The organism is Arthrobacter sp. 05L428 (genome assembly GCF_056397665.1).
This window is the reverse complement of record NZ_JBFTNW010000006.1, coordinates 139,964-162,680: the sequence shown is the minus strand read 5'-3', so window position 1 is coordinate 162,680 and position 22,717 is coordinate 139,964. Positions and strand designations below refer to the sequence as shown.

The 22,717-nt window shown below is 70.1% G+C and carries 23 protein-coding genes; 5 read left to right on the top strand and 18 right to left on the bottom strand.

Going from position 1 to position 22,717, the window contains the following annotated elements:
- Window positions 1-68: 68 nt before the first annotated feature.
- The 5 genes from AC1DH3_RS12600 to AC1DH3_RS12580 form a co-directional block, all read right to left on the bottom strand.
- Window positions 69-1,004, bottom strand: a complete 936-nt coding sequence (locus AC1DH3_RS12600; RefSeq protein ID WP_476909430.1) for a prenyltransferase/squalene oxidase repeat-containing protein — start codon at window positions 1,002-1,004, stop codon at window positions 69-71.
- Window positions 1,005-1,057: 53 nt separating this feature from the next.
- On the bottom strand, window positions 1,058-1,561 hold the full coding sequence (locus AC1DH3_RS12595; RefSeq protein WP_441418626.1) for a GNAT family N-acetyltransferase: 504 nt from the start codon (window positions 1,559-1,561) through the stop codon (window positions 1,058-1,060).
- A 154-nt stretch (window positions 1,562-1,715) separates the two neighbouring features.
- Window positions 1,716-2,816 carry a class I SAM-dependent methyltransferase gene (locus tag AC1DH3_RS12590; protein WP_476909429.1) on the bottom strand — a complete coding sequence of 367 codons (1,101 nt, stop codon included), beginning with the start codon at window positions 2,814-2,816 and terminating at the stop codon, window positions 1,716-1,718.
- Between the two features lie 229 nt (window positions 2,817-3,045).
- Window positions 3,046-4,089 (bottom strand): NAD(P)-dependent alcohol dehydrogenase, encoded by a 1,044-nt coding sequence (locus tag AC1DH3_RS12585; protein ID WP_175322614.1) that lies wholly within the window; start codon window positions 4,087-4,089, stop codon window positions 3,046-3,048.
- A gap of 329 nt (window positions 4,090-4,418) precedes the next feature.
- A complete protein-coding gene (locus tag AC1DH3_RS12580) occupies window positions 4,419-4,685 on the bottom strand; it encodes a hypothetical protein (protein WP_441418628.1) in 267 nt (88 codons plus the stop codon).
- 154 nt (window positions 4,686-4,839) lie between these two features.
- On the opposite strand from AC1DH3_RS12580, the gene AC1DH3_RS12575 reads away from it, so the two are divergent.
- Window positions 4,840-7,524 carry an ATP-dependent RNA helicase gene (locus tag AC1DH3_RS12575; RefSeq protein WP_476909428.1) on the top strand — a complete coding sequence of 895 codons (2,685 nt, stop codon included), beginning with the start codon at window positions 4,840-4,842 and terminating at the stop codon, window positions 7,522-7,524.
- 27 nt (window positions 7,525-7,551) lie between these two features.
- Here AC1DH3_RS12575 and AC1DH3_RS12570 read toward each other — a convergent pair whose 3' ends face one another.
- The 5 genes from AC1DH3_RS12570 to AC1DH3_RS12550 all read right to left on the bottom strand — a co-directional run bounded on the left by AC1DH3_RS12570 (window position 7,552) and on the right by AC1DH3_RS12550 (window position 10,066).
- Window positions 7,552-7,776, bottom strand: a complete 225-nt coding sequence (locus AC1DH3_RS12570) for a VOC family protein (RefSeq protein WP_476909427.1) — start codon at window positions 7,774-7,776, stop codon at window positions 7,552-7,554.
- Window positions 7,777-7,817: 41 nt separating this feature from the next.
- Window positions 7,818-8,039: a hypothetical protein gene (locus AC1DH3_RS12565; RefSeq protein WP_441418631.1), complete on the bottom strand. Its 222-nt coding sequence runs from the start codon at window positions 8,037-8,039 to the stop codon at window positions 7,818-7,820.
- Window positions 8,040-8,104: 65 nt separating this feature from the next.
- Window positions 8,105-9,040 carry an amidohydrolase family protein gene (locus tag AC1DH3_RS12560; RefSeq protein ID WP_476909426.1) on the bottom strand — a complete coding sequence of 312 codons (936 nt, stop codon included), beginning with the start codon at window positions 9,038-9,040 and terminating at the stop codon, window positions 8,105-8,107.
- The gene (locus AC1DH3_RS12555) at window positions 9,037-9,729 is read right to left on the bottom strand and encodes an alpha/beta hydrolase family protein (RefSeq protein ID WP_476909425.1); all 693 of its coding nucleotides are present in this window, start codon (window positions 9,727-9,729) and stop codon (window positions 9,037-9,039) included. Before AC1DH3_RS12555 ends, AC1DH3_RS12560 begins: the two co-directional genes overlap by 4 nt.
- The gene (locus tag AC1DH3_RS12550) at window positions 9,716-10,066 is read right to left on the bottom strand and encodes a hypothetical protein (RefSeq protein ID WP_441418634.1); all 351 of its coding nucleotides are present in this window, start codon (window positions 10,064-10,066) and stop codon (window positions 9,716-9,718) included. Before AC1DH3_RS12550 ends, AC1DH3_RS12555 begins: the two co-directional genes overlap by 14 nt.
- A gap of 154 nt (window positions 10,067-10,220) precedes the next feature.
- On the opposite strand from AC1DH3_RS12550, the gene AC1DH3_RS12545 reads away from it, so the two are divergent.
- From AC1DH3_RS12545 to ligD, 3 genes are read left to right on the top strand one after another with little or no spacing between them, the layout of a single operon-like run.
- The gene (locus AC1DH3_RS12545) at window positions 10,221-11,504 is read left to right on the top strand and encodes a class I SAM-dependent methyltransferase (protein ID WP_441418635.1); all 1,284 of its coding nucleotides are present in this window, start codon (window positions 10,221-10,223) and stop codon (window positions 11,502-11,504) included.
- The gene (locus AC1DH3_RS12540) at window positions 11,504-14,053 is read left to right on the top strand and encodes a cation-translocating P-type ATPase (RefSeq protein ID WP_476909424.1); all 2,550 of its coding nucleotides are present in this window, start codon (window positions 11,504-11,506) and stop codon (window positions 14,051-14,053) included. Before AC1DH3_RS12545 ends, AC1DH3_RS12540 begins: the two co-directional genes overlap by 1 nt.
- A gap of 46 nt (window positions 14,054-14,099) precedes the next feature.
- Entirely contained in the window at window positions 14,100-15,122 is a 1,023-nt protein-coding gene (gene ligD, locus AC1DH3_RS12535; RefSeq protein ID WP_441418637.1) for a non-homologous end-joining DNA ligase, read from the top strand.
- A gap of 12 nt (window positions 15,123-15,134) precedes the next feature.
- Here the strand turns inward: ligD and AC1DH3_RS12530 are convergent, their stop codons facing one another.
- Genes AC1DH3_RS12530 through AC1DH3_RS12515 form a run of 4 tightly spaced genes read right to left on the bottom strand, consistent with a single transcriptional unit; the run spans window position 15,135 to window position 17,866 of the window.
- Window positions 15,135-16,160: an isopenicillin N synthase family dioxygenase gene (locus tag AC1DH3_RS12530; RefSeq protein WP_441418638.1), complete on the bottom strand. Its 1,026-nt coding sequence runs from the start codon at window positions 16,158-16,160 to the stop codon at window positions 15,135-15,137.
- A gap of 23 nt (window positions 16,161-16,183) precedes the next feature.
- Window positions 16,184-16,933: a CDP-alcohol phosphatidyltransferase family protein gene (locus AC1DH3_RS12525; protein ID WP_476909423.1), complete on the bottom strand. Its 750-nt coding sequence runs from the start codon at window positions 16,931-16,933 to the stop codon at window positions 16,184-16,186.
- 34 nt (window positions 16,934-16,967) lie between these two features.
- Window positions 16,968-17,444: a hypothetical protein gene (locus AC1DH3_RS12520; protein WP_441418640.1), complete on the bottom strand. Its 477-nt coding sequence runs from the start codon at window positions 17,442-17,444 to the stop codon at window positions 16,968-16,970.
- On the bottom strand, window positions 17,441-17,866 hold the full coding sequence (locus tag AC1DH3_RS12515) for a cupredoxin domain-containing protein (RefSeq protein WP_441418641.1): 426 nt from the start codon (window positions 17,864-17,866) through the stop codon (window positions 17,441-17,443). The genes AC1DH3_RS12520 and AC1DH3_RS12515 overlap by 4 nt, the downstream gene beginning before the upstream one ends.
- Before the next feature lie 493 nt (window positions 17,867-18,359).
- On the opposite strand from AC1DH3_RS12515, the gene AC1DH3_RS12510 reads away from it, so the two are divergent.
- On the top strand, window positions 18,360-19,217 hold the full coding sequence (locus tag AC1DH3_RS12510; protein WP_441418642.1) for an AfsR/SARP family transcriptional regulator: 858 nt from the start codon (window positions 18,360-18,362) through the stop codon (window positions 19,215-19,217).
- 106 nt (window positions 19,218-19,323) lie between these two features.
- Here AC1DH3_RS12510 and AC1DH3_RS12505 read toward each other — a convergent pair whose 3' ends face one another.
- The 4 genes from AC1DH3_RS12505 to AC1DH3_RS12490 form a co-directional block, all read right to left on the bottom strand.
- Window positions 19,324-20,613 carry a Y-family DNA polymerase gene (locus AC1DH3_RS12505; protein WP_441418643.1) on the bottom strand — a complete coding sequence of 430 codons (1,290 nt, stop codon included), beginning with the start codon at window positions 20,611-20,613 and terminating at the stop codon, window positions 19,324-19,326.
- An 18-nt stretch (window positions 20,614-20,631) separates the two neighbouring features.
- Window positions 20,632-21,063, bottom strand: coding sequence for a LexA family protein (locus AC1DH3_RS12500; protein WP_441418644.1), 432 nt, complete (start codon window positions 21,061-21,063; stop codon window positions 20,632-20,634).
- 125 nt (window positions 21,064-21,188) lie between these two features.
- Entirely contained in the window at window positions 21,189-21,815 is a 627-nt protein-coding gene (locus AC1DH3_RS12495) for a hypothetical protein (RefSeq protein WP_441418645.1), read from the bottom strand.
- Between the two features lie 114 nt (window positions 21,816-21,929).
- A complete protein-coding gene (locus AC1DH3_RS12490) occupies window positions 21,930-22,550 on the bottom strand; it encodes an L-threonylcarbamoyladenylate synthase (RefSeq protein WP_441418646.1) in 621 nt (206 codons plus the stop codon).
- Window positions 22,551-22,717: the final 167 nt, after the last annotated feature.

Below are 22,717 nucleotides of genomic sequence, written 5' to 3'. Positions count from 1 at the left end.
GCTTCCCCCAAAAAACTCCGATGCCTACACCCAAATTTAGCCATAATTCCATCGAAGTTACAAACACCTTAGGAGCGTTCGGCCCAGTCCAGGACCCGCATGGCCCGCAGGGTGTTCCAGCGGCTCGGGCGGCCGTCACCCTCGTCCAGCGGGAAGTGGATCCGCCCCGGATGGCTATTCTCAAGGTGCCAGGTCCCGTCGGGCTGCCGCTTGGACCGCACCACGCCCACTGCCTCGGCCGTCCGCTCATCCACGGCAGCCCCGGCGGCCCGGAGGTAGTCCAGGCCGCGGAGCACGTCGTAGTGCCAACGGACCGGGTGGGAGAACTGCAGCCACGCCGGGTCGATCAACCCGCCGGTGCTCTTGCGGCGGAGGAGGCCGCGTTCGAGCAGGTATTCCTCGCCGCGCCGCCGCGCCGCGGTGACCTCGGGAGTGCCGCCGGTTGCATGCCCGTACTCCAGCAGCCCTTCCAGGACGTTGACGGTGGTGTCGAAGGAGGATCGCGTGGACCCGCGTTCCGCCTCACAGTTCCAGCCGCCGTCGTCGAGCTGTTCCCCCAGCAACCGCGTCACGACGCCATCGACGTCCTCGCCGAAGTAGGCACCGAGCGCGACGGTCATCCCATTGATGCAGGGCTCCACTTCGCCCTCGAAGAACGGCTGGCCGGCTTCCTCCCAGCGGCTGTTCTGCCGGACACGCGCGACGGCGTTGCGCGCTGCCTCGCTGCCGGGGTCGAGCCCGAACTCGCGGAGCAGCAGCAGGCTGTAGGTCGTCGCGGTCCAGGGCTGGCCCGGCTCGGATTCATCGAATGGCGCCGGGAAGTACGCGCCGCCGTCCCACTGCCCGTCGTCGGCCTGCAGCCCGAGCAGGCGGGCGCCCCACCCCTGCGCAGCGACGCGGGCCCGCTCGGCGGACAGTTCGTCCGCGCCCGCGCCCGTCAAGTCGCGCAGGGCCTGCCAGCGGATGGCGGGGTCGGAATCGAGCAGCCAGTCGAGGACGTCCATCCGGACAAGCTAGCACCACCTTCATCCGGCGGGGAAGGAACCCGGCGGGGCCCTCAGTCTCCGTCGTCGTTGGACAGCCGGCGGAAATCCCTGGACAGGTAGAGCGCCAGCGCCGCCGAATTTCCGCTGTCCACCGTGACCGCCACCCGGGTGCGGCCCAAGGCATGCAGGGTGTGCAGGCAGTGGCCAAGCAGTTCCTCCGCCAGACCCTGCCGGCGATGGTCGGGGTGGGTAAAGAGTTCGGCGATCTCGCTGTCCCAGTCGCCCTCGCTGCCCGGGGCCGGCTCGGTGACGATGATGGCGGCCGCAAGTTGTCCGTCGGGGGCTGCTTTGACCGCGGATGCCTCCGGAACGTGCCGGCCGTGGGCTCCACCGAGCAAGGCGTCGATCCAGCCGACGGCGCGGTCCTCGGGCTGCGGCAGGCCGTCCGCATAGGAGTCCCGGTACATTACGGACAGCTCAGGGAGGTCGGCTGCCTGGATGGGCCGTATCGCGGTGCCCGGGCGGGCGCCCTCGCGTGGGCCGGTGGCCGCGGTCAGGATGATTAGGGGATTCACGGCAGCCCTGCTCTCTCTAGCAACCTCTTATAACGAGACACCCTTTGGGAGTCCCCTCCAGCTTGCACCCGCTTTATTGCGGCGGCGTTTCCGGATGGTGATATCCGGACGACGGGAAGGCCGTCGGAAGGTGAACAGTTCCTTTCCGGCCGGTTTATCCTGCTTGGCCGACGACGGCGGTGACGAAGCCGGCCGGCGCGCCCCGCCGTCGGGTCTCTTTGCCGAAATTTCGGTGTTCCTCCATGGCAAGGCCGAAGGGCCGGAGGAACTCCACGGCGCGATCCCGTGCCGGGGGAGTGTTGTCGATTCCGAAGTCGAGGGGCTCGCCGGCAAAGGCTGCGGCGGCGCGGCCGTAGCGCATGTAGGGCGAGCGGGACGCAAGGGTCTGGGCGGCGAAATAGTCGAAACTGACCACACTGCCGGCGGCTCCACCGCCGATCCGGCGGAGCGTCGCCTCGACGGAAGCGCGGTCCAGGTACATGGTCACAGCCTCCCAGAGGAAGAACGCCGGCCGGTCGGGGTCGAAACCGGCGGCCAGGAGCTTGCTCCACCAATCCTGCGTCCGGAGGTCGGCGGCGACGTAGCTCGCCAGCTGTGTGGACAGTCCGGCACGCTTCAGCATGCCGAGCTTGAAGGCCTGGGTCAGGGGCTTGTCCACCTCGAAACAGCGCACGTGGTCGGCTCCGGAGAACCGGAAGGCGCGGGTGTCGAAGCCCGCCCCGAGGATGACCAGCTGGCCCACGCCGGGAAGATGGCGCTGGAGGGCAGCATCAAAAAAGCTCGTCCGTGCCGAATCCTGGTGCCTAAACGGCGCCTCGCCCTCGTAGGGGTAGCGGTAGACCCTGGGAAGGTAGCCGGTCGCACCGTGGGCGGCGATCGTTGGGGCCGCGACCAGGCTGAAACCCGTCCGGGAAACGTTGGGCATGACCATCATGAGCCGCTCGGCCGGCTCATCATCCCTGGTGCCCAGCCGGTGCTGCATGAACCGCGTGTGGAGAGAGGCCAGGAGGGTGGCCGAGACTCCGGTCCGCCGGCTGTAGACCAGCAGCTTGGGCAGTGCCCAGAGGTAGCCCGCTGTCCCTGCCGGGAGCAGCGCCAGCTGGATCACCCGGAACAGGGCCGCCGCCGCAGGTCCCTGTGCCGGTCGCCGAGGCGGGGCCGGGTGCGGGCCGTTGGGCGCTCCCTGCCGGACCCTCAGACGTAGGTGCCGGCCGAGGGTGTCGCGGAGTGTCTCAAACTTGCCAAGCTGGATCATGGCGGGCCTCCCTGATGTGCCCGACATCTTCCTCCCACGGGCCGTAACCGGCAAGGGGTGGCTGTTCCGGGGCGTGCAGCGGGTGATGGCTGAACCGCTGCCGGGGCGGGTTCCGCGGCGGAAACCGCCTGGTGATACGGAAACGGTCCGGCGCTACGGGAATCCCCATAGCGCCGGACCGTTTGCGCGTCGTACGTCCGGAACCGCAGCGCGGAAAAGCTCCCCGGAACTAGACCAGGGTCGCGGTGTCGATCACGAAGCGGTAGCGCACGTCGGAAGCCAGCACGCGCTCGTAGGCCTCGTTGATCTTCTCGGCCGGGATGACCTCGATCTCGGCGCCGAGGTGGTGTTCGGCGCAGAAGTCCAGCATTTCCTGGGTCTGGCGGATGCCGCCGATCATCGAGCCGGCGAAGGAGCGACGGCCGCCGATCAGGGCGAACGCGTTGACCGGCAGCGGCTCGGCCGGGGCGCCCACGTTGACCATGGTGCCGTCGAGGCGCAGCAACTGCAGGTAGGAGCTGATATCGATCGAGGCGCTCACGGTGTTGATGATCAGGTCAAAGGTGCCGGCGAGCTCGGTGAAGGTATTCTCGTCGCTCGTGGCGAAGTAGTGGTCCGCGCCGAGGCGCAAGCCGTCTTCCTGCTTCTTGAGGGACTGCGAGAGGACCGTGACCTCGGCGCCCATGGCGTGGGCGATCTTGACAGCCATGTGTCCAAGCCCGCCGAGCCCGACGACGGCGACCTTCTTGCCGGGGCCGGCGTTCCAGTGGCGCAGCGGCGAGTAGGTGGTGATGCCGGCGCACAGCAGGGGAGCGGCGACGTCGAGCTCGATGCCCTCGGGGATCCTCACCACGAAGTCTTCGGTCACGACGACGTGGGTGGAATAGCCGCCCTGGGTGATCGTGCCGTCGCGGTCCACGGCGCCGTAGGTGCCGGTGTTGCCCTTGAGGCAGTACTGTTCCTCGCCGGCCTGGCAGTTGGCGCACTCGCCGCAGGAGTTCACCATGCAGCCGACGCCGACGCGGTCACCGACGGCGTGCTTGGTGACGGCCGAGCCGACCTCGGTCACGATGCCGGCGATCTCATGGCCGGGAGCGAGCGGGTAGGACTGCGGTCCCCAGTCGCCGCGGACCGTGTGGATGTCCGAGTGGCAGATCCCGGCGAACTTGATCTCGATCAGGACGTCGTGCGGGCCGACGTCGCGGCGCTCGATAGTGGTGGGGACGAGGTCCTCCGTGGCGGACGGGGCGGCGTAAGCGTTTACAGTAAGCATTCTTCTCCAGTAAGAGTCGGTTCGAAAGTCGCGGTCGTGGGGGAGAGGAGTAGGTCCAGGGGCTTGGGGGGCGCCTCTGAACCTGCCGGCCCACGATGGCGCTGTGGCCGGACGGCATGCCGTCCGGGGCCACAGTATGAGCCAACACCCTGCCGGGGTGGATTGTTCCGAAGCGGGACACTTTTTCTGGTCCAGCTTTTGTCGCAGCTCCGGAAAGGGACTGCTCCAGCGGCGAGGCGCTGGCTCACGGTTCCATTCAACTGCCTGCCGCGGCGGCGGGGGAGTCCCTGCTGGTACAGGTACTGGCAGGGCCTCCCTCCCCGGCGCTGCTAGCCGGCCATGCCGGGGTGCACGCGGACGAATTCGATCTTGTTGCCCGGATCGACTCTCTTTTTGGGCGCACGGGAAAAGCCCTTGGCGTCCAAGTGGTTCTGCGCGCGGTACTCGGCGAGTGCGTCGTCGTAGGCCGCGTTCAGCTGCCGGCCGGCGACTTCTTCGGTGGAGCCGTCGGCGAAGGTGATGGTGATGGGCGTGCTGGCGGGGAAGTGCCGGTTCATCCGGATGAAGCCCTCGGCGTCCTGCTGGAGATTAATCAATGGGGTGCCACCTTTGTGATTGAGAAGTTCCAGTCTTCCGTAGTTTCCCCTCCCTCCGCGCCGCAGCCTAGGCGTTGAAGCGATACAGGGCGGGCCGGGCAGGCAGGATGGGCCTGCAGAACTGCCGCCAGGCGCGGCGGGGGACAATGGAGGAGTGACTCCAACGCCCACCGCTCCCAACCCGGCGGACAAGCCCTTCGATCTCGGCTCCATTGGAACCGGTCTGGTCTTTGCCGCTTCCCTGGGCAAGCTTGCGGAGGCCCTGCAGGCGGGATCCCCGGCGGGCACGGCGGTGGTCGAGGCGCCTCCGGGTACGGGCAAGACCACCCTGGTGCCGCCGCTGCTGGCCAACCTTGCCCACGGCGCCGGTGTGCGCGCCCCGCGCATCGTGGTGACCCAGCCGCGCCGCGTCGCCGCGCGTTCCGCGGCCCGGCGCCTCGCCGCTTTGGACGGCAGCCCGCTGGGCGGGCGCGTCGGCTACACGGTCCGCGGCGACCGCCAGGCCGGCCCCGGCACCTGGATCGAGTTCGTCACTCCCGGCATCCTGTTGCGCCGCCTCCTCGCCGATCCCGGGCTGGAGGGCACCGATGCGGTGGTGCTCGATGAGGTCCACGAACGGGGACTGGAGACCGACCTGCTGCTCGGCATGCTCGCCGAGGTCCGGCAGCTGCGCGGGGACCTCACGCTCGTCGCCATGTCAGCCACCCTGGACGCGCCGCGCTTCGCCGCCCTGCTGGGGGACACGACGCCGCCGTCGGACACCTTGCCGGAGGGGCGCGGCGCAGGGGCCGGCGGGCACGACGGCGGCGGCGCGGCTCCCGTTGTGGGCTGTCCTTCCGCGCTGTACCCGCTCGAGGTCCAGTGGACGCCCGCCCCGGCCGCCCGCCTGGAGGCCCGGGGAGTGACGCGCGCGTTCCTGGACCATATGGCGGATACGGCCGCTGACGCCCACGCCGCGGCGCTCGCCGCCGGAGAGGACATCGATGCCCTGGTCTTCGTCCCGGGTGCGCGGGAGGTCTCCCACGTCGCCGCCCGGCTGCGCGGCCGGGTGACGGCTGAGGTGCTGGAGCTGCACGGCCAGGTGGGCCCGGCCACTCAGGACCGGGCCGTATCCGGCCGCAGCCCCGGCGAACCCGCTCGGATCATCGTCTCCACCGCGCTCGCCGAGTCCTCCCTGACGGTGCCGGGCGTACGCCTGGTGGTCGATTCCGGCCTCTCCCGCGAACCGCGGCGGGACGCGGGGCGCGGCATGACGGGCCTGGTGACCGTGTCCTGTTCCCGGGCCTCCGCTGAACAGCGCGCCGGACGGGCCGCCCGGCTGGGCCCCGGACGCGTGGTCCGCTGCTATGACCAGAAGAGCTACGGAGCCGCCCCTGCCCATCAGACCCCGGAGATTGTCGTCGCCGACCTGACGGGCGCAGCCCTGGTGCTGGCCTGTTGGGGCTCGCCGGGCGGCAGCGGGCTGGCACTCCCGGACGCCCCGCCCAGGGCTGCGATGGACGAGGCCGTTGAAGTGCTGCGCGAACTCGGCGCGGTGGGACCCGCGGGCCTGGCCACGGAGCTCGGCAAGACGCTGGCCCGGATTCCGGCGGATCCGCGGCTCGCCCGCGCCCTGCTGGACGGCGCCGCCACCGTGGGGCACCGCACCGCGGCAGAGGCCGTCGCCGTCGTCGCCGGCGGACAACGCGCCCCCGGCGCCGACCTGCCCGGACTACTGAGCGCCCTGCGCTCCGGCAACGACCCGGGGTCCCGTCGCTGGGCGGACGACGTCCGGCGGATGGAGGCCATTGCCCGCCAGCCGCAGTCCGGCAGCGTGGCGTCGCTGCCGACGGCGCCCGCAGCCGGCACGGACGGCACCGGATTCGTCGTCGCCCTCGCGTTCCCGGACCGGGTGGCGCGCCGGGTCCCGGGACCGGACGAGCGCTACTTGCTGTCCTCCGGAACCCGGGCCGGGCTCCCGGGCGGCAGCCGCCTGGCCGGCCACGAGTGGCTCGCCGTTGCCGAGGTTTCGCGCGCCGACGGGAAAGACGCGGCCGGAACCGGCGCGGTCATCCGGTCCGCCGCGCCGCTGACGGCGGAGGCCGCGGAGGCCGCCGCGCGGCATTTGCTCAGCGACACCGTGGAGGGAGGATTCGCCCAGGGCCGGGTCACCGCCCGCCGGGAACGCCGCCTGGGCGCGATCATGCTCTCCTCGACGCCGGTGCGTCCGTCCGCGGCGGAAGGCCGCGCCGCGGTGGCCCGCGCCCTGGCGCAGGCAGGGCTGCAGACGATCGGCTGGTCGGCGGCGGCGGACGCCTTGCGCCGGCGCCTGGCCCTGCTGCACCGCGAACTGGGCGAACCCTGGCCGGACATGTCAGAGCCCGCCCTGCTGGCCCGGCTGGACGAGTGGCTGGCGCCGGAGCTCGAGGCCCTGGCCGCCGGTGCCGCAACGAGCGGCATCGGCCTCGCCGAACCGTTGCGGCGGCTGCTGCCCTGGCCCGAAGCGGGACGGCTGGGGGAGTTGGCTCCGGAGGCGCTGGAGGTACCCAGCGGCTCGCGGGTGCGGATCGATTACCCCGAGGCGGATGACGACGGCGGCCGGCCGGTGGTCGCGGTCAAGCTGCAGGAGTGCTTCGGCTGGGATCAGACGCCGCGGCTGGTGGATGGCCGCGTGCCGGTGTTGTTCCACCTGCTCTCGCCTGCCAGACGGCCGCTCGCGGTGACCGACGATCTGGCATCCTTCTGGTCCGGGCCCTACGCGCAGGTCCGGGCGGAGATGCGCGGCCGCTACCCGAAGCATCCCTGGCCTGAGGATCCCTGGACGGCACCCGCGACGGCCAGGGTCAAGAGCAGGATGTGACGGCCGGGGCCGACCCCCGCAGCTCCGTCAAGCCCCGGGAAGACCGGGTTCATACGTCCCGGCGTTCCACTCCTGTCCTTGCGGGTCCAGCACCCGTGCCAGCACTGCACCGCCGAGGCGGACTTCCGCATGGACGACCCGGCCCCCGGCCCCGTCCTCGCGGCGGACGACCTCAAACCCGAGCCGCTCCATCCAGTCCAGCGCGGCAGGGGCATCCTGGTAGCTGAGGTAGGCGAAAAGCTTCGTCATCATGAGCGGATGCTAGTCCCGGGGCCCGCCGGTGGGCACCCTTGCTACCCGGCCTCGGCGCCCTCCCAGGCAACGTGGACCCAGCGCTGGCCCTCGCCGTCCCAGGATTCCGAATGGCCCAGCAGGGCCAGGTCCTGGAAGCTGACCTCGATCCCGTCGCGCTGAAGTTCGTCGCGGAGTTCGTGGGTGGCCTCCCGGACCGCTGTTGCCACTGCCTCGGGATTGCTGGATTCGACGCGCCGGGACGCTTCATATGGTTTGCTCATGGGCACCATCATTCAGCCTCGGAGCCGTTATGGGAACCATTGCCCGCAACCGGAACAACTGGGGATCAGCTGCCGATCAGCCGTTCGCCGTTGAACCAGCACACCGCCCGCAGCCAGTCGTCGTCGAGCCGTGGCTCCTTGTCGCGGAGCCGTTCGAGTGCCTCAAGCTGGTGCGCGTAGGGGTACGGGATGTTCGGGAAGTCGCTGCCGAGCACGATCCGGTCCGCAAATTCCGAGAGCCTCGGCAGCAGCCTGGCCGGGAACGGGGCCACCTCTTCAAAAAAGTCGGTAAACGCCATCGTGGTGTCGAGGTGGACGCGCGGGAACTTTTCGGCCAGGGCAAGGAATTCCCCGTATTCCGGCGTGCCCAGATGCGCGACGACGGCGGTGAGCCCGGGATGCCGGCGCAGCACGCCCTCAAGCTTGTCCGGGCCGGTGAACCCGGCCCTCGGCACCGGGCCGCTGCCCACATGCACCACCACGGGAACGGCCGCGTCCGCGAGGAGTCCCCAGACCGGGTCCAGGACCGGCTCGCGCAGGTCGAAACCGCCCACCTGGGCGTGGATCTTGAAGACGCGCGCGCCGCGGTGGAGGGCAGACTCGACCTGCCCCAGCACGCCGTCCTCCGGGTAGAACGTGGCGCTGGGCACGCAGTCCGGCTCAGCCGAGGCGAGGTCCAGGGCAAAGTCCGTGAGGTCCGCCGCCATCCCGGGCCGGTGCGCGTAGGTAAGGGCGGTGAAGCGTCGGACCCCCAATTGCCGGAGCCGGGCCAACCTGCTGTCCTGGTCCGTGCGGTAGGTGATCGGCCAGGGCCTGCCCACCAGCGGTCCGGCCTCATCGAAATGCGCCCAGACCCGCCGCAGCATCCGCTCGGGGAGGAAATGCGTGTGGATGTCGATCAGCCCCGGCAACCCCAGCCGCTGCCACCACGCGGGGACGTCGCCGTCGCCCAGTGATCCCGGCCGGCCGGTGCGGGTGCCCGGCACCTCCGTCCCTTTCACCGGGCGCCCTCGGAGGCCGGGTCGGCGCTGTGCAGCCGGATGAAATCCGCCACCGCGGCCGCAAGGCCCGCCCCGATCTCTTCCGGCGACCGCTTCGCCCCGGCCACGGCGAAGGTATGGTCCCCGCCCTCACGCCACTGCAGCGTCGCGGCCGGGCCGAGGCGCTCCACCACGGACTCCAGCAGCCCGCGGGTGGCGAAGGTGTCCCTGGTGCCCTGGAGGAACAGCATCGGCACGGTGAGCCCGTAGAGGTGTCCGTCACGCAGTTTCTCCGGTTTGCCCGGCGGATGCAGCGGATAGCCGAGGTACACCAGACCGGCCGCGGGCATGCCCTCCCCGACCGCCATCGACGCCATCCGGCCGCCGAAGGACTTCCCGGCGGCCCAGAGCGGTTCGCCCTCGGAACGGGCAGCGGCCGCGGCCATCGCCGCCCGCCAGGCCGCGATGGCCACCGGCGGCCGGTCCGGGAACTTCCGGCCCGCCTCGCGGTACGGGAAGTTGAACCGCAGCGTTGCGACGCCGTCGTCGTTCAAGGTCGCGGTGAAACCCCGAAGGAACGGGTGCTCCATCCCGGCCCCTGCGCCGTGGGCGACGACAAGAGTCGCGGCGGGTCTCGGCGGCCTGGCGTAGATCCCGGATACTGCCGTGCCGTCGACGTCGATGGTCAGCGGGAGTTCAGCGGCGGCCATGCAGGAGTCCCCGCAGTGACACAGCCCGCAGCATCAAACCAACAGCGCAGACCACCGGTGCCAGGCCGAGCAGCACCGCGACCGGGTTGGGCCGGAACACGACGCGGCCGCCCCGGCTGCGGGCATAAACGCCAAGCGGCAGGACGAAGCCGCCGCCCCCGCCGCCGGACCCCGCGGGAGCGTCCTCGGAGGCCGGGGCGCTCCCGCCGCCGAACCCGAACGACACCAGCGCCACGGGGATCAGTTCCTCGCCGTCGAGCTGCACGGGAGCGCCGTACGCCCGGGACACCCCCACGTTCTTGAACGCGTCCACGAGGGACGAAAATGCCTCAGCCATGTCTGCCACCCTAATCACCGGCCGCGGCGAGCACCAGAGCGGCCCGCCGACCGTTGCCGAAGCGCGCGATTCCGGGACGTCCGGCCCCTGTTCGGGCGTCCCGGTTGCCAATAGATTGGGGCTGGGGCAAGCCACCGGCTGAGAGGAAAGAACCATGTCGACTACTGCTGGAGCCGCGTCGCGGCTGGCCGCTGCGCTGGCCATCGTGCTCGGTACCACGGACATTCCGCTCCGGCTGCGCGCCTGGGACGGTTCGGAAGCCGGACCGGAGGGCGCCCCGCTGCTGGTGTTCCACTCACGCCGGGCGCTGCGGCGGATCCTCTTCTCGCCCGGCCAGCTGGGCCTGAGCCGGGCCTACGTCGCCGGCGAGATTGAGGCGCCCGGCGACATCTTTGCCAGTTTCGCCGCCCTCAGCTCGGCGGGGAAATTCGCCGAGCCCGGGCCGTTCCGGCGCCCCACCGTCCGGGAACTGGGGACCCTGGCCGCGGCCGCGGTGCGGCTCGGCGCGCTGGGACCGAACCCGGCCCCGCCCCCCGAGGAGGCCCGCGTGGCGCGCAAGGGCCGGCGGCATTCCCGCAGGCGCGACGCCGCCGCCATCTCGCACCACTACGACGTCGGGAACAGCTTCTACGCCCTCGTGCTTGGCCCGTCCCTGGTTTACTCCTGCGCGGTCTGGGACACTCCCGGGACGGGCCTGGACGCGGCGCAGGAAGCAAAACTTGATCTGGTCTGCCGCAAGCTCGGACTCCGGCCAGGCATGCGGGTGCTGGACGTTGGCTGCGGCTGGGGCAGCTTCGCCATCCACGCCGCTGAACGCTACGGGGCCGACGTCGTCGGCGTCACCCTGTCCGCCGAGCAGGCGGAACTGGCACGGAAACGGGTGGCGGAAGCAGGGCTGACGGACCGGGTCGAGATCCGGATCCAGGACTACCGCGACGTGTCGGACGGACCGTTCGATGCGATCAGCTCCATCGGCATGTCCGAGCATGTGGGCCGCGAACAGATCGGCCACTACGCCTCCCGGCTGCACGGGTTGCTCCGCCCCGGCGGCCGGCTGCTGAACCACGCCATCTCCTGGAACGCCGGACCGACCGACCCCGATCCGAACTCCTTCATCCCGCGTTACGTCTTCCCGGACGGCGAGATGCTCAGCCTCACCGAGATGATCGGCGCCCTGGAGGCCAGCGGCCTGGAAGTGCTCGACGTCGAGGCGTTGCGCCCGCACTACGCGCTGACCCTGCGGGCATGGGTGCAGAACCTGGAACGCCACTGGGACGAGGCCGTTCGGGCCAGCAGTCCGGGCCGGGCCCGGGTCTGGCGGCTCTATATGGCCGCCAGTGCGCTGGGATTCGAGGCCGGAACCACGGGAGTGAACCAAGTCCTGGTGCAGCGCGCCGGTGGCGCCGAACCCCCGCTGCGCCGGACCGCCTGGCTCTGATGACACCCGGACCGGCCGCCGCCGTCGCGGAGGGGCTCTCCGCAGCGGAGGCAGCCCGGCGGCTGGCGGCCGAGGGGCCGAACGAGCTTCCGACAGCGAAGCCGCGCAATCTCCTGCAGCAGAGCTGGGCCGTGATCCGCCAGCCCATGTTGCTCCTGCTGCTGGTCGCCGGGACCGTGAACTTCCTGCTGGCCGAACTGCTCGACGGCGTGCTGCTGATGTCCTTCGTCGTGGTGGTGATCGGTATTTCCATCTATCAGGAGCGCAAGACCGAGAACGCCCTCGCAGCCCTCCGGGATTTGTCCTCCCCGCGCGCACTCGTGGTCCGCGACGGGGAGCAGATACGCATCCCCGGGCGCGAGGTGGTGCGCGGGGACCTCGCCGTGCTCGCCGAAGGGGACCGGGTGCCGGCCGATGCGGTGCTGCTGGAGGCCCGCAACTTCGCGGCGGACGAATCCGCCCTGACCGGGGAGTCGGTCCCGGTCCGCAAGGTACCGGACGCGGCCCTTGCCGCGGCGGAGGCGCTGGGCCGGCCAGGCGGGGACGCGACGCCCTGGATCTTCTCCGGCACCCTGGTGGTGAAGGGCCACGGCCTGGCGCTGGTCAAGGCGACGGGAGCGGGCACCGAACTGGGCCGGATCGGCTCGGCCCTGCGCTCCATCGAACAGGAACCCACCCCGCTGCAACGGGAAATCGACCGGCTGGTCCGGTACGTGGCCGTGTTCGGCCTGGCGGCCGCCGCCGCCGTCGTGGTGGTGTACGGGCTGACCCGGGGGAACTGGCTGGAAGGACTGCTGGCCGGCATCGCGACCGCGATGGCGATGCTGCCCGAGGAGTTCCCGGTGGTGCTGACCGTGTTCCTGGCCCTCGGCGCGTGGCGGATGTCGCAAAAGCATGTGCTGACCCGGCGCTCGCCGGTGATCGAGGCCCTGGGTGCGGCGACCGTCATCTGCGTGGACAAGACCGGCACCCTGACCCTGAACAGCATGACCGTGCGCCAGCTGGTGGTCGGGGGACAGAGCTTCACCGTCGACGACCGGCCGCTGCCGGAGGCCTTCCACGCGATCGCGGAGTTTGGTGTGCTCGCCTCCCCGGTGGATCCTTTCGATCCGATGGACAAGGCCTTCAAGGCGGTGGGCGCGAAGTACCTCGGCGACAGCGGACACCTGCACGCCGACTGGGAACTGGTGCGGGAGTACCCGCTCTCCGAAAGCCTGCTGGCCCTCTCGCACGTCTGGCGCGCCGCCGACGGAAACCGCTACGTCGTGGCCGCCAAGGGTGCCCCGGAGGCGATTGCCAGGCTGTGCCGCCTGAACCCGGCCCAGCTTGCGGTCCTCACCGCCGAAGTCGAGACGGCCACCGCCGGCGGCCAACGGGTCCTCGCCGTGGCGCGCGCCGTGTTCGACCGGGCCGGGAGCCTGCCGGAATTCCAGCGTGATTTCGACTTTGAGTACCTCGGCCTCGTGGGCCTGAACGACCCGTTGCGGCCCGGCGCGGCCGACGCCGTCGCGGCCTGCGCGCGGGCGGGGGTCCGGACCGTGATGATCACCGGGGACTATCCCGGAACGGCTTTGGCGATCGCCCGCGAGATCGGCCTGGACCACGGCGCGGGCGTCATCACAGGCCCCGAGCTCGAGGCCATGGCGGATGATGAACTGGCCCGGCGCATCCGGACCGTCAGTGTGTTCGCACGGATGGTGCCGGAGCAGAAACTCCGGCTGATCCGTGCCCTCAAGGTCAACGGCGAGGTGGTCGGCATGACCGGCGACGGCGTCAACGACGCCCCGGCCCTGCGCGCGGCGGACATTGGCATCGCGATGGGCGCGCGCGGCACCGATGTGGCCCGCGAATCCGCGGACCTGGTCATCACCGACGACGATTTCAGTTCCATCGCGGGCGGCATCCGCCAGGGCCGCGGGATCTTCGACAACCTGCGCAAGGCGCTCGCGTACACCATCGCCGTCCACGTCCCGATCGTCGGCATGTCCCTGCTGCCGGTTTTCGTCAGCGAGTGGCCGCTGGTGCTGTTGCCGGTCCAGATCGCGTTCCTGGAACTCATCATCGACCCGGCGTGCTCCGTGGTCTTCGAAGCCGAGGAGATCGACCCGGCGATCATGGACCAGCCGCCGCGCAAGGCCGGCCAGGGCATCTTCGGCCGCCGGGTCCTGGTCATCGCCGCCTGCCAGGGGCTCGCCGTGCTGGCGGCCGTCGTCGGCGTCTACCTCTGGAGCATCGGCAGCGGGAAGGCGGACGACGTCGTCCGTTCGGTCTCCTTCGCCACCCTGGTCATCGGCAACCTGTCGCTGATCCTGGTGAACCGGTCCTGGCGGTTGCCGGTCTGGCGGACGTTCCGCGAGCGCCGGAACCGGACGTTGAAGTGGGTGGTCGGCGGTGCGGCGCTGTTCCTGGTGGTGCTGCTGAGCGTCCCGGGGCTGCGCGGCGCCTTCGACCTGGGGCCGCTGGGGCCGGGGGACTGGCTGCTGGCGCTCGTGGCCGGGGCCGCCGGGGTGGTCTGGTTCGAAATCTACAAGACCGTCCGCCGGCCCTGACGCTGCCTCCTTTCCTTGGACAGCGCCCCGGGGTAGCTTGATCCTCATGGCGCGGGAAGAAACGACGGTCTCCGTTGCGGGACCAGACGGCAGCAGGGAAGTCAGGATCTCCAGTCCCAGCAGGCTGCTGTGGCCCGAAGCGGGCCTGAGCAAGCTGGACCTGGCCCACTACATGGTCGCCGTCGGGGACGCATTCCTGGCTGCTAATGGCGGCCGCCCCATCACGTTGCAGCGGTTCTCCGGCGACGTCGACGGCGAGCAGTTCTTCTCGAAGAACCCGCCCAAGGGGGCCCCGGACTTCGTGCGGGCCGTGGACGTGGTCTATCCGAGCCGCCGGTCGCATCCCCAGCTGGTGATCGATGAGATAGCCGCCGCGGTGTGGGCGGTGCAGATGAACACGGTGGTCTTCCACCCGTGGGCGTCGCGGGCTGCGAACCCGGACAACCCGGACCAGCTGCGGATCGACCTTGACCCGCAGCCGGGCACCAGCTTCCGGGACGCCGTGCCGGCGGCCCAGGAACTGCGCAAGGTGCTGGCCGAAGCGGGGCTGACGGCCTTCATCAAGACCTCCGGCAACCGCGGGCTCCACGTCTTCGCACCGATCGAGCCCGCGCATGAGTTCCTCGAGGTGCGGCACGCCGTCATCGCCGCCGCGCGCGAACTCGAGCGCCGGATGCCGGAGAAGGTCACCACAGCGTGGTGGAAGGAGGAACGCGGCACGCGGGTGTTCATCGACTTCAACCAGGCCAACCGTGACCGCACCATGGCCGGGGCCTACAGCCCGCGGGCGCTGCCCGACGCCACCGTATCCTGCCCGCTGGAGTGGGACGAGCTGGACGGCGCGGACCCCAAGGACTTCACCGTCGCCACCGTTCCCGCCCGGCTCAAGGCCACCGGGGATCCGTGGGCGGACATGCATGCCAGCCCAGGCTCCATCGAGGCCCTGCTCGGGTGGTGGGAACGGGACGTGGCCGCGGGTCTCGGCGAGCTTCCCTTCCCGCCCGACTTCCCGAAAATGCCCGGCGAGCCGCCGCGGGTGCAGCCCAGCCGGGCCCGGAGCAAGGACTAGAAACGGACCCTCTTACTGGACCAGTTCGGGGTGGTGCAGCCTGGCGACCTCGGGGTGGGCGCGGAGCCAGCCCTTGAGCACGTTCGCCCCGTAGGAGGCGAGCATCGGGTTGTCCGGATCGTCCGAAAGCCCGCGGGACTGCGCCGCCAGGGCCGGCGGCAGCGGGACCGGATCGATGACGGCGTCCAGCCGCGGCGACCAGAAGAACGGAACCGTATAGCGGTCGACGCCGGGCGGCGGCGCCTGCACCCGGTGGATCGTCGCCGAGAGGTACCCCTGGGTCGCAACCTCCAGCATTTCGCCCAGGTTCACCACCAGAGCCCCTTCGAGCGGCGCCACCGGAATCCAGTCGTCGCTGCCGTGCGGCCGCACCTCCAGGCCGCCCACCCGGTCCTGCAGCAGGAGGGTGACGAAGCCGTAGTCGGCGTGCGCACCGACGCCCTGGGTTCCGGCCGCCGGGACCACGCCGCCGACGTAGTGCGTGAGCTTGGCCATCCACGCGGGTGTCCCCTCGAAGGCGGCGGCGAAGTGGTCTTCCGGAAGTTCCAGCGAGACCGCGATCGCGCGCAGCAGTTCCGCGCCCACCACGCACATTCGGTCGGCCCAGGCCATGGCGACGGTGCGTAGCTCCGGGAGGGCCTTATCCGGCCAGAGGTTGGGCCCCTGGATCAGCCAGTACGGCTGCTCGGCCGGGTAGTCGCGCAGGGCGGGGCGCTCGGGACCGAAGTCCAGCTGTTCCCGTGCGTCCGGCCGTCCCTGCGTCACTTCGTGGCCGAGCCGCGTGTAGCCGCGGAAATGCGGCGACTTGCGGTTGTCCAGCGCCAGCCGGTCCGCTTCCGGAAGATTGAAAAACCGGCGCGTGACGTCGAAGAGCTCATCGACTTGCGCGCCGGTGGCGCCATAGCCGATCAACTGGAAGAAGCCCACCCGGTGGCTGGCGTCGCGGAGGTCGGCAACAAAGGCGGGGTTGAATGAACCGTCGTCGTTTCTCGCCGCACCCAGGTCCAACACCGGGATTGATTCGGTTCGAGTGTCCATCACTGCAAGGTAGCACCGGTACTTCAGCTATTGAAGGTGCCCGGAGTGGCGGCAGCAACGGGGCCGGAGCGGTGCAGCCGCTCCAGCGCGGCGGTGTCACGGCCAAACGAGAAGAGTAGGAGCGCAAGCGCCACGAGGAGCGCCGTCGTGCCCGCCGCGGACGGGACACCCGGCGTCAGGGCCAGCAGCAGGGCAAAGGGCTGAAGTGCACCGATGGCCTTGCGGAGGGGCGACGGGGGAAGAGTCTTCTGCAGGCCCGGACGGAACCTGCCCGCGACGGCAAACGCGTAGTACATGAGTCCGATCAGGAGGACCCACGCCCCGGTGGACACCGCGGCGGCGCAGGACAGCACCAGGGTGAGCGCCGCATCGGTCTCGGTGTCCAGGCGCGCTCCCGCCGCGGACGCGGTCCCGGTCCGCCTCGCCACAGGACCGTCCAGGGCGTCGAGCGCGAAGGCTGCGGCGCCCAGGAAGACGAGGACCGCGGCGGGCGGTTGCCGGCCAAGGATGCCGGCGACCGTGAGGGCAGCGCAACACGCCACCAGCACGGCGCGGACCAGGGTGACGCGGTCGGCCGGCGTGCACACGCGGGGCTCCCGCAGCAGGATGGACCCGGCCGTACGGACGAGCACGGCGGCGCCGGCGCCGACGGCCAGGACACCGGCTGTAACGCCGGGGGAGCCAAGGGATGCGAGCCAGCTGCCGGCGCCGAGGTAGGCAGCCACGGCGGCGGTCACGTCGGCCGCCGCACGGCGCGGGAATCTGTGGGGCATGGTCACCTCGCCCCCAATGCTAACAACGCACTTCTCAGCTCGGGGGTCGGTCAGGGCGGCGGCGGACTGGCGGGCCGGTCGGCGAGGGCTGGCCGGCGTGCCGGGTCCAAGCCAGGCCGATGCCCGCCAGCGCAACTCCGGCACCCTCCGCAATGGCGCTGACCGTCTTCTCCGGGTACCAGACGGGCTCGTACATGGCCGGAAACGGGCCGAATGCGGGCAGGTCCACGTAGCGGTAGAACACGACGGCAGCGAAGGCGCTCAACGCCACGAGCAAGGCGAACGCATAGGCGGTCCTGCTGCCGCGCAGGAGGACCGCCAGGGCGGCGAGCGCCGCCGCCGCGGATTCGAGCAGGAAGAGGGTGCCCTGGCCGATACCCTGCGGGGATCCGGCCTGGTAGCCGGGTGCGAGATGGAGGTGGACCCCGGCGTCGATCAGCAGGGCCACGGCCGTCAGCGACCGCAGGGCCAGGTCCCGTCCCCGCGTCCCACTGCGGATCGGGACGTTCACTTGACCGTCAGCGTTCCGTGCATGCCGGGGTGGAAGGTGCAGTGATAGGCGTACGTTCCCGGCTTTGACGGCGCGGTGAAGGTGGCGGTGCCGCCGCTGCCCTTGACGTCGACGTCGAACGCCGGGCCGTCGTCCGCGGTGACCGTGTGCTCGGCGCTGTCCATGTTCGTCACGGTGACCTGCGCCCCGGCGGCGACGACCAGCGGCGTGCCGTACGCAAAGTCGCGCACGGTGATCGCCGCCGTCGACGCCGCCGCGGACGAACTGCCGGGCGGGCCGCCGGAGGCTCCGGAGCCCATCTGCATGCCCTCTTTCGCGGATGCGCTCGCCGGAGCCGTGTTCCCGCCTCCCGGTGCGCATCCCGCGGCACCCAGCAGGACCGCCGCGAGCAGCAGCGTGACGCGAACATTCCCGGTGTTCATAGCGCACCCTCTTAGACCTTGACGCGGCTGTGGACGTGAAGTTGCCTGCTTCAATTCTGCTCCCGTTACGGGCACATGGCGCCGGTGCGCCGGCGGGGTCTTCAGCCGAAATTCCCGGGCGCTCCGAGGGGGGCGTGGAGCGAACGACGGCCCGGCGCGACAGACCCGGGTGAGGGTGCAGCTACTTGAAGGAGCCCTGCTTGCCCCCGGAAGCTACTTGGCCAGGCTGCCGGCTACCTGTATTTCCTCGGGGGTGCGTACTCAACGCACGGATGCCCCTACCCGACTTTTGGCCTCCCGAAAATCGGGTAGTTTCCTACGCTTGCTGCCTCCGGGCCACCGTGTCACGGTGGCTCCGGGAGGCGGCATGTCTTTGACCAACGCGATTGCAACGGGGCCCGGGAAATCGGAGAACATCATGCACAACTTGCCGGCAACAGCACCAGCCATATCGGTTCAGCTTTTTGGATCACTGGAAGTCCGCCGTGAGGGTGTGGCACTCACGGCCGCGGATCTGGGCGGCTGCAAGCCGCGGCACATTCTGGAAATTCTCCTGCTGAACCTGGGCACGCCTGTCTCCAAGACCCGGCTGATCGAAATCCTCTGGGGGCCAAGTGCCAGCGACGGGGCCGTGGCCACGCTGGAGAGCTATGTCAGCGGCATCCGCCGGGCAATCCAGCCGGGACAGACCAAAACGGGACCACTCCGGACCGCGAACAGCGGATACGTGCTCGATCCCGGCCTCGTGGACCTGGACCTCTCGCGCTTCCGCTGCCTGCTCAGCGCAGCTGACCTTGCCGCGCCGGCGAGGGCCTATCGGTTCCTAGTCGAAGCGCTGGAACTCTCCGCCAAGCCTCTCCTCGGTTTTGAACTCGTCGCCGACTGGGCCGACGAAGCCCGTACTCGTCACGCCGCCGAACGCGTGGCGGCCATGATCTCCGCCGCCGAGGCGGCAACGCTCCTGGGTCGTCACGACGACGGGATCCGCTGGGCGCAGTCGGCCGTCCGGCTGGAGCCGCTGAATGAACGGGCCTGGCTGGCCCTGGTGGCGGCGTATGAAATCGCGGGCCTCCCGGTCGAGGGCCTGTCCGCCTATGACCGTTGCCGCCGCCTCTTCAGCCGCGACCTGGCCTGCTCTCCGGGACCGGCCCTGCAGGCGGCGCACCTCCGGCTGCTGCGGCGGCGCGCGGAGGCGGATACGGGGCTCTCCGAGGTGCTGGCGGCCCTCCTGTTGCTGTGGGATCGGCTGCACGTGGCGGGACCGCAGAGTCCGGCGGTCGATGACCGGCTAGGTGAGAACGCCGGACGGATCCTGGATTCCTTCCTGCAGCGGGTCCGGACCACGGCCTGATCGATCAGGGCGGCGCTGCGCGCCGGAGTCCGGGCGGCATGGCGCACTGCGGTGCCCCGGTGCCACAGTGCCACGGTGCCCCGGTCCTACCTTCGTGCCGGCGCCGTCAGGCGGCCTTGACCAAGGGGAGTTCGTCCCAGTGGGTTGTGTAGCGCGGGGAGAGCATGTCGCGCTTCATCGTCCAGTCGGGGCCGCCGCGGATTCCGGCGTGGCCCAGACCAATGGAGCCCCGGCCGTACTTCCGGCTGACCTCCTCCAGCAGCGGGCCGATGCCGCGCTCCTCATGCGGGTTCTCGAACACGGCCAGCGGGGCCTGGTTGGCTGTCGGGCGCAGGTCGGTCACCATGATGCCGGCCCGCGCATACTTGACGCCGTCGTCGATCCGGGGGAGCAGGGCGTAGGCAGCCCTGGCCAGCAGCACCGGGTCCGCGGTGGGCATCGGCAGCGAAACGCACACCGAGGGGTGCGAACTGTCCCGGGGGTTGTAGTGGGATGTGGCGGCAAAAGCAGTCAGGACTTTGGCCTGCAGGCCGTGCCGGGCGAGCCGGGCGCTGGCCTGTTGCGCGTAGATCCCGACGACCTGGCGCATTCCGGCCGGTGTGCTGATCGGCGTCGCGAACGACCTGCTGAAGATCAGCTGGTCGCGGCCGATGCGTTCCTCTTCGAGCGGGATGCAGGGCGTCCCCCGCAGTTCCAAGACCGTGCGCATAAGCACCACCGAGAAACGGTCCCTGATCCGGACCGGGTCCGCCCTGGCAAGGTCAAGCACGGTATGGATCCCCAGCGCGTTCAACCGTTTGGTCAGGCGCGTGGAAACGCCCCAGAGCTCGATCACGGACAGGCCGGCCATGAGACGTTCCTGCCGGTCGGCGGGAACGGAATCCCAGTGGCAGACGCCGTCGAACGCCGGGTTGTGTTTGGCCCACTTGTTGGCCAGTTTCGCCAGGGTCTTGGTCCCGGCAATGCCGACGCACACCGGAACACCGACGTTCCGCCGGACCGCCGTCTTCATGGCCTGCCCCAGCAGCAGCAGTTCCTCCGGGTTTCCGCGCACGCCCAGGAAGGCCTCGTCAATGCTGTAGACCTCCAGCCAGGCCGAATACCGGCCCAGGAGTTCCATCACCCGCGCGCTGATGTCGCCATAGAGCTCGTAATTGCTGGACTTGGCCACGAGCCCCCACTCCTTGGCCCGCGGGGCGAGTTTGAACCACGGTTCCCCGAGCGGGATGCCGAGGGCCTTTGCCTCGGGCGAACGGGTGACGGCGCAACCATCGTTGTTGGACAGCACGACCACCGGTCTGCCCTCCAGTGAGGGATCAAACGCGCGTTCGGCGCTGGCATAGAAGCAGTTCACATCCACGAGGGCAATACTGCCGCCGGGCCGGGCCTCAGGCATGGGGCTCAGACATTGGTCTCAGACATGGTGCAGGCACCGGGTGGCGACGCCCCAGATGACCAGGTCGGAGAGGGCGGGGACCCGGATGTCGGGGTAGCGCGGGTTGTCCGCCTGCAGGACCACGCCTGACGGGGTGACGCGGAGGCGCTTGACGGTGAGTTCGCCGTCGAGGACGGCGACGACGACGCACCCGTCGCGCGGCTCGAGCGCCCGGTTGACGATCAACTCGTCCCCGTCGCTGATGCCGGCGCCCTCCATCGAGTCCCCTGACACCCGCACGACGTAGGTGCTGGTGATGTCCTTGATCAGGTGCTCGTTGAGGTCGATCCTGCCGTCAAAGTAGTCCTGCGCCGGCGACGGATAGCCGGCGGCGACCGCCACCGGCGAGACCAGGACCGACAGCAGGGAAGTGCCCGCATCTATCACGCGGGGCCCGATGATTACGCCCACAACACACCCTTTTTCGAATATATGTTCGAATTAAAGTGTAGCCCCGGGGGCTGACATTTGACCGACCCTGCTGAAGGTTCCGGCCGGACGTGCGGGCACGGGCCCGGGAGCAGGGGTCTGGGGGATCAGGCGGCCTCGTACGGGGTGCCGAACAGCGTGACTCCCCATTCCGGGTTGTGCAGCACAATGCCGCTTTCCCGGCGCGCAAACTGAAGCGGAGCCTGAAGGTAGCGCTTCATCCGTGCTTGTTCCTGGTCCCACGGGAAGTTGCACGTGCCCACAAAGCTTTCCAGTGTCCGCGGGTCCGGTGTGATTGTTTCGCCGGCAATGCCGACCCTGACCACGTACGAAGCGCAGCGGATCCGCACTGTCATCAGTGCGTGGCCACCCACGCTGCTGAACCTTACGGCGTAGTCGCCGGAACTCAGTCCCGGACCCCGGGGCACAGAGGCCGGCATCATCGAGCCTGAAGTGAAGTACTGGCACTCAAGGGGCCCGTTGGCCGCGGCGACCCCGGCATGCTGCGGCAGGCATTCATCTGCACCGTGCCGGGCGGGGGCTGGCGGAACGGGCGGCGCCGGCGCCAGGGTCATGCCCGGCGACAGTCCGGCTCCCGTCCCGGCCGCGGCCGAGGCTGCCGGCAGCTTGGTCAGTGCTGGCTCGCCGGCCGGCTCCGCCGGCGGAGCCGAACCGCAGCCCGCCGTCACCGCCCCAATGACGAGGCACGCCACGGACAGCAGCGTCGGCGTCATGCGTTGTCGACAGCGTGCGTTTCCCCCGGGCGCGGCCATGATCCGAACACTAGGGGGCCGGGGGCGTCGCGGCAAGTACCCGCCGGGCCAAGCCGGCGGTCGCTGTTCCCGGCGTTATTCGAACCTCGACGGATCGCCCATGCCGTGGCGGACGACCTCGGCGACGCCGCTGGAGAAATCAATGACGGTTGTCGGCTCGGCTCCGCAGTCCCCGGAGTCAATGACGGCGTCCACCACATGGTCCAGCCTCTCCTTGATTTCCCAGCCCTGGGTCAGCGGCTCTTCCTCGTCCGGGAGCAGCAGCGTGCTGGAGAGCAATGGCTCGCCGAGTTCGGCCAGCAGCGCCTGGACCACCTTGTTGTCCGGGATGCGCACACCGACCGTCTTTTTCTTGGGGTGCAGCAGCCGCTTCGGCACTTCCTTGGTAGCGGGCAGGATGAAGGTGTAGCTGCCCGGCGTCACGGCCTTGATGCTGCGGAACACGTCGTTGTCGATCTGGACAAACTGGCCGAGCTGGGCAAAGTCCTTGCAGACCAGAGTGAAGTGGTGCTTATCGTCCAGGTGCCGGATGGCGCGGATCCTGTCCAGCGCGTCCCGGTTTCCCAGCTGTGCGCCGAGGGCGTAGCAGGAGTCGGTCGGGTAGGCGATCAGGCCGCCGGACTTGACCATCTCCACCACCTGCGTGATGGATCGCGGCTGCGGGTTGTCGGGGTGCACATCGAAATATCTCGCCATGGCACGAGCTTACGCCCGCGGCTGGCCCGCGCGGCGCGGCAGCTCCGGCCGTCGACGGCCCCGGCTTGTGCACAGACAATTCTGTCTGGTAGCTTCGTTCGGCATAGACAGTCCTGTCTAGGTCCGCAGGCGGAAGCGTGGACCGGCGAACCAGCAGCGAGAGCGAG